The sequence below is a fragment of the Rhizobium sp. PDO1-076 genome, assembly GCF_000247475.1.
Classification (GTDB): Bacteria; Pseudomonadota; Alphaproteobacteria; order Rhizobiales; family Rhizobiaceae; genus Allorhizobium.
This window is the reverse complement of sequence record NZ_AHZC01000430.1, coordinates 75,847-90,096: the sequence shown is the minus strand read 5'-3', so window position 1 is coordinate 90,096 and position 14,250 is coordinate 75,847. Positions and strand designations below refer to the sequence as shown.

11 protein-coding genes are annotated in these 14,250 nt (G+C 60.6%); 4 read left to right on the top strand and 7 right to left on the bottom strand.

Annotation, left to right across the window (positions count from 1 at the left end; all coding sequences use genetic code 11):
• The 4 genes from PDO_RS25345 to dnaG all read right to left on the bottom strand — a co-directional run.
• A partial coding sequence (locus tag PDO_RS25345) for a hypothetical protein (RefSeq protein WP_202803132.1) occupies positions 1-334 on the bottom strand: 334 nt, incomplete at its 3' end.
• Positions 335-511: 177 nt separating this feature from the next.
• Positions 512-2,572, bottom strand: coding sequence for an RNA polymerase sigma factor RpoD (gene rpoD / locus PDO_RS25340; protein ID WP_007608513.1), 2,061 nt, complete (start codon positions 2,570-2,572; stop codon positions 512-514).
• A 402-nt stretch (positions 2,573-2,974) separates the two neighbouring features.
• Positions 2,975-4,201 (bottom strand): adenylate/guanylate cyclase domain-containing protein, encoded by a 1,227-nt coding sequence (locus PDO_RS25335; protein ID WP_244426529.1) that lies wholly within the window; start codon positions 4,199-4,201, stop codon positions 2,975-2,977.
• 144 nt (positions 4,202-4,345) lie between these two features.
• Complete coding sequence (gene dnaG, locus PDO_RS25330; protein WP_007608511.1) at positions 4,346-6,385, bottom strand: DNA primase; 2,040 nt, start codon at positions 6,383-6,385, stop codon at positions 4,346-4,348.
• Between the two features lie 147 nt (positions 6,386-6,532).
• On the opposite strand from dnaG, the gene PDO_RS25325 reads away from it, so the two are divergent.
• Together PDO_RS25325 and PDO_RS25320 are read left to right on the top strand one after the other, a co-directional pair.
• Complete coding sequence (locus PDO_RS25325; protein ID WP_007608510.1) at positions 6,533-6,835, top strand: BrnT family toxin; 303 nt, start codon at positions 6,533-6,535, stop codon at positions 6,833-6,835.
• Positions 6,798-7,130 (top strand): BrnA antitoxin family protein, encoded by a 333-nt coding sequence (locus PDO_RS25320; protein ID WP_007608509.1) that lies wholly within the window; start codon positions 6,798-6,800, stop codon positions 7,128-7,130. The genes PDO_RS25325 and PDO_RS25320 overlap by 38 nt, the downstream gene beginning before the upstream one ends.
• Positions 7,131-7,213: 83 nt before the next feature.
• Here PDO_RS25320 and PDO_RS25315 read toward each other — a convergent pair whose 3' ends face one another.
• Complete coding sequence (locus PDO_RS25315; RefSeq protein WP_007608508.1) at positions 7,214-7,666, bottom strand: GatB/YqeY domain-containing protein; 453 nt, start codon at positions 7,664-7,666, stop codon at positions 7,214-7,216.
• A 317-nt stretch (positions 7,667-7,983) separates the two neighbouring features.
• Between PDO_RS25315 and carA the strand changes: the two genes are divergently transcribed.
• Entirely contained in the window at positions 7,984-9,189 is a 1,206-nt protein-coding gene (gene carA / locus PDO_RS25310; protein WP_007608506.1) for a glutamine-hydrolyzing carbamoyl-phosphate synthase small subunit, read from the top strand.
• 48 nt (positions 9,190-9,237) lie between these two features.
• Here the strand turns inward: carA and PDO_RS25305 are convergent, their stop codons facing one another.
• Positions 9,238-10,638: an MATE family efflux transporter gene (locus tag PDO_RS25305; RefSeq protein WP_007608504.1), complete on the bottom strand. Its 1,401-nt coding sequence runs from the start codon at positions 10,636-10,638 to the stop codon at positions 9,238-9,240.
• A gap of 309 nt (positions 10,639-10,947) precedes the next feature.
• On the opposite strand from PDO_RS25305, the gene PDO_RS25300 reads away from it, so the two are divergent.
• Positions 10,948-13,119, top strand: coding sequence for a TonB-dependent siderophore receptor (locus PDO_RS25300; protein ID WP_007608502.1), 2,172 nt, complete (start codon positions 10,948-10,950; stop codon positions 13,117-13,119).
• 129 nt (positions 13,120-13,248) lie between these two features.
• On the opposite strand, the gene PDO_RS25295 is transcribed toward PDO_RS25300, so the two are convergent.
• Complete coding sequence (locus PDO_RS25295) at positions 13,249-14,169, bottom strand: LysR family transcriptional regulator (RefSeq protein ID WP_007608500.1); 921 nt, start codon at positions 14,167-14,169, stop codon at positions 13,249-13,251.
• Positions 14,170-14,250: the final 81 nt, after the last annotated feature.

Sequence of the window (14,250 nt, the reverse complement as noted above, 5' to 3'; positions counted from 1 at the left end):
GACGCATCGGCAGGATCGGCGGAGCCGCGACCTCCGGCGCTGCCATCTCGGGCGGAGCCTCTTGTGGCGGCGGTGCCTCCGCAGCAGCAGGCGGTGGCGGGGGTGGGGGTGGGGGTGGCGGCGCCTCCGCCTCGGCCGGTTCGGGCGGCTTTTCCTCAGGCGCAGGCTCTTCCTCTGCCGGTTCTTCCGGCGCAGGCGGCTCTGGCGGCGGCACAAGCGTTACCTCGACCACCGGCTCTTCCGACGGCTGCTCCGGCTCATCCGGCTCCGGCCAGGCGAAGTTGAACAGCAAGACCGCGGCCACGGCAGCATGGATCAGCAAGGAGATACCCAAGCCCCCGCCAAAACGCCGCCACCGCATCGATCTTGCTTCTACCATCGAGCGATACTTAGCAACGAATGAAGCGGAAACAATGGTCAAGGTTGGCTATGCAGGCAAATCCGGTGTGAACTGCCCAACAAAAAACCCGGCGTCTCCGCCGGGTTCTTCAATTCCAGATCCTGACCGCTCTTAGCTGTCCAGGAACGAGCGCAGCTTGCGCGAGCGGCTCGGATGCTTCAGCTTGCGCAGCGCCTTCGCCTCGATCTGGCGGATACGTTCGCGGGTAACCGAGAACTGCTGGCCGACTTCTTCGAGCGTGTGGTCGGTGTTCATGCCGATGCCGAAGCGCATGCGCAGCACGCGCTCTTCACGCGGCGTCAGCGAAGCAAGCACACGGGTTGTCGTTTCGCGCAGGTTCGCCTGGATGGCGGCGTCGATCGGCAGAAGCGCGTTCTTGTCCTCGATGAAATCGCCGAGATGCGAATCCTCTTCGTCGCCCACCGGGGTTTCGAGCGAGATCGGCTCCTTGGCGATCTTCAGGACCTTGCGGACCTTTTCGAGCGGCATGGCGAGCTTTTCGGCCAGTTCTTCCGGGGTCGGCTCGCGGCCGATCTCGTGCAGCATCTGGCGCGAGGTACGAACGATCTTGTTGATCGTTTCGATCATGTGCACCGGAATACGGATCGTGCGGGCCTGGTCGGCGATCGAACGGGTGATCGCCTGACGGATCCACCAAGTCGCATAGGTCGAGAACTTGTAGCCACGGCGGTATTCGAACTTGTCGACCGCCTTCATCAGGCCGATATTGCCTTCCTGAATGAGGTCGAGGAACTGCAGGCCGCGGTTCGTGTACTTCTTGGCGATTGAGATGACGAGACGCAGGTTGGCCTCGACCATTTCCTTCTTGGCGATACGGGCTTCGCGCTCGCCCTTCTGCACCATGTGCACGATACGACGGAATTCCGTCACCGAAATACCGGTTTCGGTGGCAAGGTTCTGGATCTCGCCGCGAATGTCGCGGATCGTCTGATTTTCCTCGCGGGCGAAATCCTTCCAGCCGCGCGCAGAAAGATTGGCGATCGACTTCATCCAGTTCGGATCGAGTTCGGCACCGGAATACTGCTCGAGGAACGAATCACGCTTGACGCCGTAGGATTCGGCCAGACGCAGCAGGCGGCCTTCGTTCTGCACGAGGCGCTTGTTGATGTCGTAGAGCTGCTCGACAAGGCTATCGATGCGGTTCTGGTTCAGCGACAGCGACTTGACGGCCGTGATCAGCTGGTCCTTGAGCTCCTTGTAGCGGCGCTCCTGGCCGGACGACAGCGTACCGGCACAGGCGAGACGTGCCTCCACCTGCTGGTCCTGCAGCTTGCGCAGCTTCTTGTAGGTGTCGGCGATCAGGTCGAGGGTTTCCATGACCTGCGGACGCAGTTCCGCTTCCATGGCAGCGAGAGACAGATTGCTCTCGTCTTCGTCCTCTTCCTCTTCCTCCTGCGGCATGCCTTCGCCGCCGATCGACGTGATGTCGTCATCGCCGGAAGCGACGGGGCGACGCTTGGCGCGTTCCTTTTCCTTTTCTTCGGCAGCCTTGCGGTCGGCCTCGATCTTTTCCGGGCTCTGGAACTGCGGCGCAGCCTTGGCTTCCGGACCGGAATAGGTGGTTTCGAGATCGATGATCTCGCGCAGCAGCGTCGTGCCTTCGTTGAGTTCGTCGCGCCAGATGATCAGCGCCTGGAACGTCAGCGGGCTCTCACAGAGGCCCGAGATCATCGTCTCGCGGCCGGCCTCGATACGCTTGGCGATGGCGATTTCGCCTTCGCGCGACAAAAGTTCGACCGAACCCATTTCGCGCAGATACATGCGCACCGGATCGTCGGTACGATCGGTCGGCTCTTTCTTCTTTGCAGTCGCAACGGCGGTACCGGCAGACGGCGCCAGCTCGTTGCTTTCGCTTTCGTTGTCGTCAGCGTCGTCGCTGTCTTCGCTCGCCGTCTGTTCCTCGGCGTCTTCGTCCTCGACGACGTTGATACCCATGTCGGACAGCATCGCCATCGTGTCTTCGATCTGCTCGGACGTCACTTCTTCCGACGGCAGGACCGAATTCAACTCGTCCATGGTAACGTAGCCGCGCTTCTTGGCGGCCTTGATCATCTTTTTGACTGCGTCATCCGAAAGATCGAGAAGCGGACCGTCTGTCGCGCCGTCGCGTTCGCTTTCGGCTTCTTCGTTTTCTTTGACTTTCGATGCCATTTATCTCGTCGCTTTCCCTGACGTCTGATCATGCTGCCCACCGCCGGGCAAAAGGAGAGCGGACCACTCGCCCGGGCGGATAGCTGTCACTGACCTAACGGAGTGTTGCTTAATTCCTGATTAACTAAAGGCATTGCGGCCGCAGCACCGAACTCTTGAATATCCGCATGACCGGTGATCATACCAGAGATCCGTCTGAACCCACTTCACCCTTGTGTTGCTGAATTGGTGATTCCCACAATTTTTCTTGGCGTCAAGCTTTTCCACATCGAATGCCCAGAAAAACAACAAAATAGACGCCATGCGGTGGCTTATACACCTGTTGACGGGAATGTAGGTTATCGGGCCGAAGAAACAAGGGGCCGAGGCAATTGAGCATTGCCTGATGCAAAATGCACGGGTTCAAGCCTTCACCCCGACCAAAAACCACACGCGCATCTGGCCCTTGCCCTTCACCTCGATCGGCCCGCGCAACTCGAACTCGAAGCGATCCTCGAGACGTTTCTTCAGGCAGTCCGCTACCTGGATGCGGCTGGCGACCCCCAGTGATTCCATTCGCGCCGCCGTGTTCACCGCATCCCCCCAGACATCGTAGAGCAGCTTGTTCGGGCCGATCACGCCGGCCACCACCGGTCCGGTATCCATGCCGATTCTAACTTCGACCGGCTCGCCGATCTCCTCAGAGATCGTTCGGCAGCATTCGAGCAGATCCAGCGCCATCAATGCGACCGCTTCTTCATGATTCTCGCGCCGTTCCGGCAATCCGCCCGCCACCATATAGGCATCGCCGATCGTCTTGATCTTCTCGAGCCCGTGCTTCATCGCGATGGCATCGAAGCGGCCGAAGATCTGGCTCAGGAATGCCACCACCTGCTGCGGTCCCCAGCGCGCAGCGCGCGGGGTGAAGTTGACGATATCGGCAAACAGGATCGTCGCCGAATCGACATGGTCTGCGACCAGCTGCGTTCGATGATCCTTCAGGCGGTCGGCGACAGCGCGCGGCAGGATATTCTGCAGCAAACGTTCGGAGAATCGATACTCGGTTTCCAGAGCGGTCTCCGCCTGCGCCGCCTCCTTGAAGGCGAAGAAGGAGGTGGTGAAAATGAGCAGGAACGTAAACGGCACCGTCATGTAGTACAGCACCTGCAGAAACACAGGCTCGACATGGAGGAAGGAGATCGGCTGAACGAGAACAATCTCGACCACGAGGAAAGCGCAAAGGGCAATCAGCGCGACCAGACCCGACAAGGCCAGCCGCTCGGCACCGAACACCAGGATGGAGGCAGCCGCCCCGGGCAGGAAGAAAAACTGCAGCCCCGAATCGCGGCCAAAGAACAGGCAGCTGGCGAGCCCGAAGATCAGCCACATGGTACAGAGATAGACGGCACCGGCGGTCGAGCCGAAGCGATGAAAGAACGGCGTCACCGCATAGAAGACGACTTGCGGTGCAAACGCGATGATCGCCGGCAAAAGCCCCCATCCGTCATAGAGCATGTAGAACAGGATATAGGGTATGGTGATCAGGCTATACATGGCCGAGATCACATTGGTGACCGCCAGCCGCCGGCGAATGCGCGGCGAATAGCCAGTGGTGCCGATACGCGCAATCCACCAAAGGACAACAGGCAACCGCCAGGGTGACCGACGGCCTCGTGCTCCGGGAGCTATCAGTTCGAGCTCATCTGACGACACGATGCGTTCCGCGTACAAAGGTTTGCTGATGTTCCATCCCGCATTTGCAAAACGCGCGCAACCTCGAATCCGCTACGCGGATTACGAGCTGTGACCTGTTGCCGGACCTTTGACACGGCCCGACATGACCCCGAAGCCATCGATGATCGCCTCCTGGTTCTCCATCCGGGCGACTTCGAGCTGAACCTCGTGCAGGGCATTGATCAGCTGGTCGATGCGGTCGCCGTCGTCGGCTTCGGTCGCATCGGCAACCTCGCGCTCCAGCTCGATGCGCTGGCGCTTCAGCGCACGCGCACGCTTGTAGAGCGAGAGTGCCTGACGATAACCCTCGCGCGCGTCTTCAGGTGCTGCGATCTCGGTTGCGGTCCAGAGCCGGGCATTGCGGATCTGCTGATCAAGATTGCGCAGCGTCGCGCCATGACCATGGGCGTCGAGCCGCGCCATCAGCGTCTCGCGACTGAGCGAAGGACCACCTTCGGCCACGGCCGTCAAAAGCGATGACCATAGCTTCTGCAAGGCGGGATTTTCATAGTCGACGGACGCGATCTCGTCATATTCGTCTTCGAGCAGTTGCGGGTGGTTGACCACGGTGAGCGCGAGAACGCTTTCGCGCAGGGCCGGCTGCTCCTGATGCCCCCGCACCAGCCCCGAGCGCGCCAGTCGGTCTGAAATGGCGCCACCGCCACCCGCGGAAGGCCCGGGCGTGCGGCCGCCAAACCGTCCACCGCCCTGGCCACCCTGCCTGCCCTCGCCATTGCGGCCACTGCCGCGACCACCCTGCTCATAGCCACCACCGCCGCCACGTCGCTCGTTGCGGCCAGGCTGGGTCGACTGGAAGAAGGTATAGAGCCGGTCGCGGACATCCTGCTGGTAGTGCCAGCGCACATTCTCGTCGGCGATCACGGTGACGATCTGCTTCAGCCGCGCCTCGAGTTCGGCGCGCTTTTCCGGCGTGTCGAAACCGCCACCGCCCACTTCGCGCATCCAGACCATTTCGGCCAGCGGTCGGGCCTCGGCCATTACCCGGTCGAAAGGTGCACGACCGTCTCGTTTCACCAGGTCATCGGGGTCCTTGCCGTCGGGCAGCATGGCAAAGCGCAGCGACTGGCCGGGCTTGATATGCGGCAGTGCCAGATCGACGGCGCGAAACGCCGCCCGCTGCCCGGCCCCGTCGCCATCGAAACACAAGACCGGCACCGGCGTCGTCTTCCACATCAACTGCAACTGGTTGTCGGTCAAAGCCGTGCCCAGCGGCGCCACGGCATTTTCGATACCAGCCTGATAAAGCGCGATGACATCCATATAGCCTTCGACGGCAATCAACGTCTCGGCCCCACCCGCCCCCTGCATCGACCGGCGTGCACGCGAGAAATTGTAGAGCACGTTGCCCTTGTGGAAGAGCTCGGTTTCATTCGAGTTCAGATATTTCGCCATCGCATCCGGCGACATGGCGCGACCACCGAAGGCGATTACCTTATCGCGCGACGACAGGATCGGGAACATGATGCGATCGCGGAACCGGTCATAGGAGACTGGAATATCGGATCCATGCACGACCAAGCCACAGGCCTCGATCTGCTCTTTCGGCACGCCCTTGCCCGACAGATACTCCTTCAGCGCATTGCGGCTCTCCGGCGCGTAACCCAGCCGGAAGGTCTCGATCGTCTTGCCCGACAGACCCCGTTCGCGCAGATAGGCGCGTGCCCGCGCGCCGCTTGCCGTCTGCAACTGGTCCTGAAAGAACTGCGTCGCAAGCTCCATGACATCCTGAAGCGTCGTGCGTTCCTTCTCCCGCCGCTCCGCCTGCAGATCCGGCTGCGGCATGGCAATGCCCGCCATGTCGGCGATCTGCTGCACCGCCTCGGGAAAGCTCAAGCCCTCCATCTCAGTCATGAAGCGGAAATGGTCGCCCGAAACGCCGCAACCGAAGCAGTGATATCGTCCCTTGCGATCCTCGCAATGGAAGCTCGGGCTCTTCTCGCCATGGAACGGGCAGCAGGCCCAATAGTCACCCTTCGGCGCATTGGTCTTCTTGCGATCCCAGGTCACACGACGGCCGATCACGGCCGAAATCGGCACGCGGTCACGGATCTCGTCGAGAAAGTCGTTGGAAAAGCGCATAGTCGTCCCTGCTGGCTGAGTTTCATATAGGCGCGCGCTCGACCCAACGCCACGCCTTTCGCGCATGATGCCCGCTATTCACAGCCATTGACGAAAATGACAAGTGTATATACAATCCATCCTAAGCGATTGTGAGCGGAATGGCACATGCAAAGCTTGGATGACGTGCCCATTGAGGACTGGGACTTCGAATGGGATGAAGACAAGCGGCGCTCCAACATCCGCAAGCATGGAATCGACTTCGAGGACGCCATGCTGGCATTGTCCGGCCCGCGGCTCGAACACCCCTCGCCGAAAGCGGGCGAACATCGGATAGTTGCAGTCTGCCCATTGACCGGCAGATTAATCGCAGTGGTCTACATGATGAGAGGACACGTATGCCGGATCATTTCCGTACGCGCGGCAGGAAGCAATGAGCGAAGAAAATATCACGCGCATTACTCTACATGAGCTTCTCGAAAAGCGCGCTCGAGGAGAAAAAAGCCTGACCGACTGGGCGCGGGTTAACGCGTTGACCGACGAGGACATCGAACGCGCCATGCGCGACGATCCCGACTGGCAGGACTTCATCGACATCGACTGGTCGAAGGCCGTGATGGTCATCCCCCAGAAGAAGAAGGCGATCTCCATTCGCCTGGATGAAGACATCATCGACTTCTTCCAGCAGACCGGCAAAGGCTACCAGACCCGCATCAACGCGGTGTTGCGACATTTCATCAGCGAGCAGAAGCGCTCCAAGGGCTGAAATCCGGGGACTGGAATACGGGGCCTGAAACGCGAAACGCCGCCCGAAGGCGGCGTTCGTCAACTCCATGCCGAAAGGCAGATCTATTTGAGCAGGTCCTTGACCAGGCCCGAAGCCTTGGCAAAATCCATCTGACCCGGATAGCGGTCTTTCAGCGTGTTCATGCATTTGCCCATGTCGCGCAGACCCTGAGCACCGGTTTCGGTGATGACGGAGGCGCACAGTTCACGCACCTTCTCTTCCGAGATCTGCTCGGGCATGAAGGACCGGATGATCTCGATTTCCTCAAGCTCCTGGGCAGCCAATTCCGGCCGCGCATTCTCGGCATAGATCCTGGCCGACTCGTCGCGCTGCTTGATCATCTTCATCAGGATCTGCATGATCTCGTCATCACTGACGGCATCCTTGCCCTGTCCCCGATTGGCAATGTCACGATCCTTGATCGCCGCCTGGATCAGGCGCACGGTCGAGGTGCGGCGAACATCCTTTGCCTTCAGGGCTTCTTTCATCGTATTGGCGAGTATATCGCGTATCATTTCTTTCTCCGCGGAAAAGCCAGTGCGGACGGTGTCGAATTGTGGCTTTTCCTTGTTTTCTGAGCCGTTTCATAGCCAGACATCCTCGGCAGTGCAAACGAATTGCACAAACCCTTGAAATGGCTTGGGAGAAATCCGCAAGCCTTCAAACTCAAGAATTGACCTGACGGATCGATCCGTCTATTGCTCGGCACCTGCACGAAATTGTCATCAGGGCCGAACACGCGCGACTACGCGCGCCCTCGATCTGCAACATAGATGGCCCTTGGAAGCTGCCCTGACAAGTGGGCTGCCGCGAGGGCGAACAAGGAACGACCATGACCGCGACAGCCCCCTGGACCACCCGCAAGCCGACAGCCCTTCTCGTTCTTGCCGACGGGACGGTCATCGAAGGTCACGGCATCGGTGCGACCGGCAAGGTTCAGGCCGAGGTCTGCTTCAACACGGCTCTGACCGGTTACCAGGAGATCCTGACCGACCCGTCCTATCTCGGCCAGATCGTCACCTTCACCTTCCCGCATATCGGCAATGTCGGCACCAACGAGGAAGACATCGAAGACCTGACGCCTGCTGCCCGCCACGGCGCCGTCGGCACAATCTTCAAGGCTGACATCACCGAGCCATCCAACTATCGCGCCGCCTCGCATCTTGATGCCTGGCTGAAGGCCCGCGGCATCATCGGCCTTTCCGGCGTCGACACACGCGCGCTGACCGCCTGGATCCGCGAAAATGGCGCTCCGAATGCGGTCATCGCCCATGACCCGAACGGCGTATTCGACATCGAGGCGCTGAAGGCCGAAGCCAAGGCCTGGAGCGGTCTCGAAGGGCTCGACCTCGCCAAGGTCGCCACATCCGGCCAGTCTTCGGTCTGGAGCGAAAAGGACTGGTCCTGGGAGCACGGCCACACCACGCTCGGCGAAGCCGATGCCAAGTACCACATCGTCTGCGTCGACTTCGGCGTGAAGCGCAATATCCTGCGCCTGTTTGCCGGCCTGGATTGCAAGGTCACGGTCGTGCCGGCCTCGACCTCGGCTGAGGATATCCTGGCACTGAACCCTGACGGCATCTTCCTGTCCAACGGCCCGGGCGACCCGGCCGCGACCGGCGAATACGCGGTTCCGGTCATCCAGAACCTGATCAAGAGCGAAAAGCCGCTGTTCGGCATCTGCCTTGGCCACCAGATGCTCGGCCTGGCGCTGGGCGGCACAACGGAAAAGATGCACCAGGGCCACCATGGCGCCAACCATCCGGTCAAGGACTTCACAACCGGCAAGGTCGAGATCGTCTCGATGAACCACGGCTTCGCGGTCGACTCGAAGTCGCTGCCGGAGAGCGTTGAAGAGACTCACGTTTCCCTGTTCGACGGCACCAATTGCGGCCTGCGTCTCAAGGGCAGGCCGGTCTTCTCCGTCCAGCATCACCCGGAAGCATCCCCCGGTCCGCAGGACAGCCACTACCTGTTCCGCCGCTTCATCAATATGGTGCGCGAGAACAAGGGCGAGCCGGCTCTGGCCGAGCGTTGATCCCAACATCGGCAACGCTTTGCCGGTAGACTATTTAGACGGCCCGGATCAGATCCGGGCCGTTTTCATGTCATGACGGACCCTGTGCAGAAACCGCGCGCAGAGCAGCACGGACGAACTTGTCAGTCCGACCAGAAAGCCGATCCAGATGCCGATCCCGCCGAGACCGAGCGGGAAGGCCAGGATCCAGGCCAGCAGGAAGCCGATCGGCCAGTAGGAAATCAGCGCCAGGATCATCGGCACACGCGCATCCTTCAGGCCGCGCAGCAGGCCGCTGGCAACCGCCTGCACGCCGTCGACCAGCTGGAAGATCCCGGCGATCGCGATCAGCGGTCCGGCATAGCTGAGAACCGCCGCGGCATCCGCCGTGCTCTTGTTGATGAACGCGCTGCCAAGCAGGTTCGGGATCGCCATGAACAGGATGCCGCCCGCAAGCGAGATGACACTGGCAAGTACCATGACCGCCACCGCCGCCCGTATCAGCTCCGGATAGTTGCCGCGTCCATGCGCCAGTCCGACACGCACGGTCGCCGCCTGCGCCAGGCCGAGCGGGATCATGAACGCGATCGAAGCCAGTTGCAGGGCAATGCCGTGCGCGGCGAGTTCGATCGTGCCGATACGGCCCATCAGCAGCGATGCTGCGGTGAACAGGCTGACTTCGGCAAGAATGGTGACACTGATCGGCACGCCAAGCATCAGGACCTCGCGGAAGGCATGCCAGTCCGGCCGCCAGAAGCGGACGAACAGCTCATAGGCGCGTGTTTCCGGCCGGGTCTGGATATAGAGGACCATAAACAGGAAGCTCGATACATGCACAATCACGGCAACGATTGCCGCACCCGTCATGCCGAGTGCCGGCAAGCCGAAATGACCAAGCACCAGCGCATAGGCAAGGATTGCGTTCATCGCCAGCATGACCAGCGTGACGTAGAGAATGATCCCTGCCCGGCCTGTCGCACTGACGAGGGCGCGCAGGACTGCAAACAGCAGCGCCGGCAAAAGGCCAAGTTGAATGATCTGCACGTAACTGGCAGCCAGAGCCGCGACTTCCGGCTTCTGGCCAAGGGCCAGCAGGATGGCTTCCGCATTGTAGAACAGCGGCGCCGTCAGCAGCGTATAGAGGATCGACACCCACATGCCCATGCGGATCGAACGACGCACGGAGACGACGTCGCCGCGGCCATAGGCCTGCGCCACCATCGGCACGACCGCAATCGAAAAGCCGGAACCGAAGACGAAGATGGTGAAAAAGAACTGTCCGGCAAGCACCATGGCCGCCAGCGCCTGGGCGCCGAGCTGGCCGACGATCACCACATCGGTCGTGTGGATGGCCAACTGTGCCAGCTGAGACCCGATCAGCGGAATCCCGAGCGCGAACGTCGCACGGAAATGCGAGCTCCAGCTACCGCCGGCATCGTGGGCCGCAAGGGATCGGACGAATTGTTGCATGACAGATATCCAAGACGAAAAAAGCCGCTTCCAGTTTTGGCTGGCGAGCGGCGCTTGACCTTGACTAATTGATGAAATTTTAGACTGCAAGCCTAAAAACAGATCAAGAAATATTATTGGTCGGATCATCAATCTGATTGATGCCTGGCTCCTGCCCACGCCCTCGCCCTCGCCGGGACATACCCGCCCAACAAGTCACGAACGCGTGAGTTTTAACTTGACTCATTTTATCCTGTTTGAATAGCTTCGCGCCAACGGAGCTGGATCGGGATGCCAGCCTCGGTAGACACGTGATCAGCAAGGAATGAAATGATGGTGGGTAGACAGGCAGGGCTGCAGATGTTCGCAAGACACTTGATTGCGAGCAGCGCCATGGTGACGGTTTCACTGGCAATTGCAGGCGCCGCCGGGGCACAGGACAGCGTCACGGAGGATGCGACCCAGCTGCAAACGATCGTCGTCGATGGCAAATCGGATCGTGCCGTCGGTCCGGACGCCACGATCGTCGGCAAGAACTCTGCAACCGGCACCAAGACCGATACCCCGGTCATCGACGTTCCGGCCTCGGTCTCGGTGATCACCCAGAAGGAACTGGAGCAGCGCCATGTCGACAGCCTGCAGCAGGCGGTTGCCTACACGTCCAGCGTCTTCACCGATGAATTCGGCAGCGATGATCGCTACGACTACATCCGTATCCGCGGTTTCGATCAGACGACGCTCGGCACCTATCGCGACGGCCTGGCCGCGCGCATTCCCGCATGGTTCACCGCCAGCCGTCTCGAGCCCTACGGGCTTCAACGCGTCGAGGTGTTGAAAGGATCGACATCGACACTTTTCGGCCTCAACGGCCCCGGAGGCCTGGTCAACGCTATCACCAAACGCCCGCAGGACGAAAAGCATGGCGAGGTCTACACCTCCTACGGCGACGGAACCAAGGAGATTGGTGCCGACATCGGCGGACCGCTCGACGCCGACGGCGTCTGGAGCTACCGGCTCACCACGCTTCTGAAAGACGGCGACCTCGGGTGGGATTATTCCAAGGATGATCGCATTTACGTCGCGCCGGCACTGACCATCAAGCCGCAGGAAGGCACGTCGCTGACCATTCTGACCGACTACTACAAGCGCAATGGAACAGGTGCGCGCGGTTTCCCAGCCGGTACCGGTACCGACATCGACATCGACATCGACATCGATACATTCCTCGGCGAGCCTGACTTCAACCGCTTCAACACCGAGCAGGCCGATATCGGCTACCAGTTCGAGCACGAATTCAACGAGAACCTGACCTTCCGCTCGAACGCCCGCTACACGCATCTGAGCCTCGACTATGCCGAGATCTATGGTGCATCGACCGACCCGACTGCCGACCGCACGGCGTATTCCGTCGATGGCATGTCGAACCGCTATGCCTTCGATAACCAGCTGCAATACGACGCCAGCTGGAACGGGATCGAAAGCAAGACATTGCTCGGCGTCGACTACACCGACGACAACACCGTTGAAGAGATCTTCTACGGCACGGCCGACGGCATCGACATCAACAACCCGACCTATTGCGGTCTCTCCTGCATTGACCCCGGCTCCGACCCCTGGGTGGACTGGAAAGTCAGACAAAAGGCGCTGGGCATCTATGCCCAGGAGCAATTGACCTTCGACGATCGCTGGATTGTCACGCTTGGCGGGCGCTGGGATCATGTGAACACGGTCGCGGACTATTTCAACACGGGTTTGCAGGACGACGATACGGCATCCGCCTTCACCAAACGGGCCGGCCTGACCTACAAGTTCACCCCGGATTTCGCCGCCTATGCCAACTATTCGGAGAGCTTCCAGCCGCTGGTGACGCCGACCGGCAACGGATATGCCCTCGAAGGCACGCTCAAGCCTCAAAAAGGCGAGCAGTATGAAGTGGGCGTCAAATATAAGCCGGAAGGTTTCGATGGACTGTTCACCGCCGCGCTCTTCGACCTGACCCAGACCAACGTGCCAAGCAATGTCAGTCCGACAGTGCAAAGGCAGATCGGCAAGGTTGGCGTCCGTGGCCTCGAGCTCGAGGGCAAGGCTGCAATTGCCGATAACCTCAACCTGACGCTGGCCTATTCCTATTGGGACGCGGAGATCCAGGAAGCCGGCTCGACCAGCGGCAATATCGGCAACAGGCCGCAACGCGTCCCTCGCCACCTGGCATCGGCCTGGCTCGACTATACGTTCCTGGGAGACGGCGAGCGTGGCGACCTGACCGTCGGCGGCGGCGTACGTTATATCGGCCAGTCCTACGGCGACGACGCCAACACCGTATCAGTCGGCGGATATGCGCTGTTCGACGCCATGGCCTCCTACAAGGTCACGAAGGACGTGACCCTGTCGGTCAACGCCACGAACCTGTTCGACAAGAAATATGTCGCCTCCTCCTACTACGGCACGGAATATTACGGTGACCGCCGCAAGATTGTCGGCACGCTCAAATATACGTGGTGAGATTGCCAACCATAGTTCGCAACGGCAAGGACTGGTAAAATCGACATAGCCAAAACAATGCCGCATGGATCGGGCCATCCCGGTCCGGCGGCATTGCTGCTTTGTTCCCAGCGTCGAGAAATGTCAGGACTACTCGGCTCCTCGCCCCTCGGCCCCTCTTCCCTCGGCACGGACAAAATCGACAAAGGCACGAAGCGGCGCCGGCATGTATTTGCGGCTGTGGTAGTAGAGGAACGGCCCGGAAAACGATTCCTCCCATTCCGGCAAGACCTGCACAAGATCACCCGAGGCGAGCGCATCCCGCAGGAAGTCCTCGAACGTGAAAATCATCCCTAGCCCCGCCTTGGCCGCGGCGATCTCCATGTCGATCGAATCGGCAATCATCCGCCCCACCGGCGTGACCGACACTGTCTCTTCACCCCGTTCGAAGGCCCATGCCTGCATGCGACCGCTGGCAAAGCGGTGCAGGATGGCGGGATGATCGACAAGCTCGCGCGGATGCTGCGGCGCGCCGTGCAGCGCGATGTAGCCAGGCGATGCGGCTCCGACATAACGCTGGCTGCGTGGTCCGATGGGAAGCGCAATCATGTCCTGCTGCAAGGATTCTTCGTAGCGGATACCGGCATCGAAGCCCTGCGCCAGCACATCGACCAGCGCATCATTGCTCGTCACTTCCAGCACGATCTCCGGATAGAGCTTGAGGAACCGGCAGGCGATGTCCGGCAGCACGCAGCGCGCGACGATACCTGGAACATTCAACCGCAGCCGACCCGCCGGCCGGTCGCGGACACTGTTCAGCCCGTCGAGCGCCGCCTCGATCTCGCCCAGCGTCGGAGCCAGACGATCGAGCAGCCGTTGCCCCGCATCGGTCAGTGTCACGCTGCGCGTCGTGCGATTGAGAAGCCGAACGCCGAGCCGCCCCTCTAGCCGCCGCATTGCTTCGCTGAGCGAGGACGCGGAAACACCGCGCTGCTTTCCCGCCGCACGAAAGCTGCGCAGCTTTGCGATCGCGGCGAAAGCATCGAGTTCGGCCAGGGGCAGATCACTCATTGTTCTGATTTCCAAACAACCTGTACGCTAACGAACGGATTATCGCACAAAGAGCATCGAGATAAAAGCATCCCAACGCCA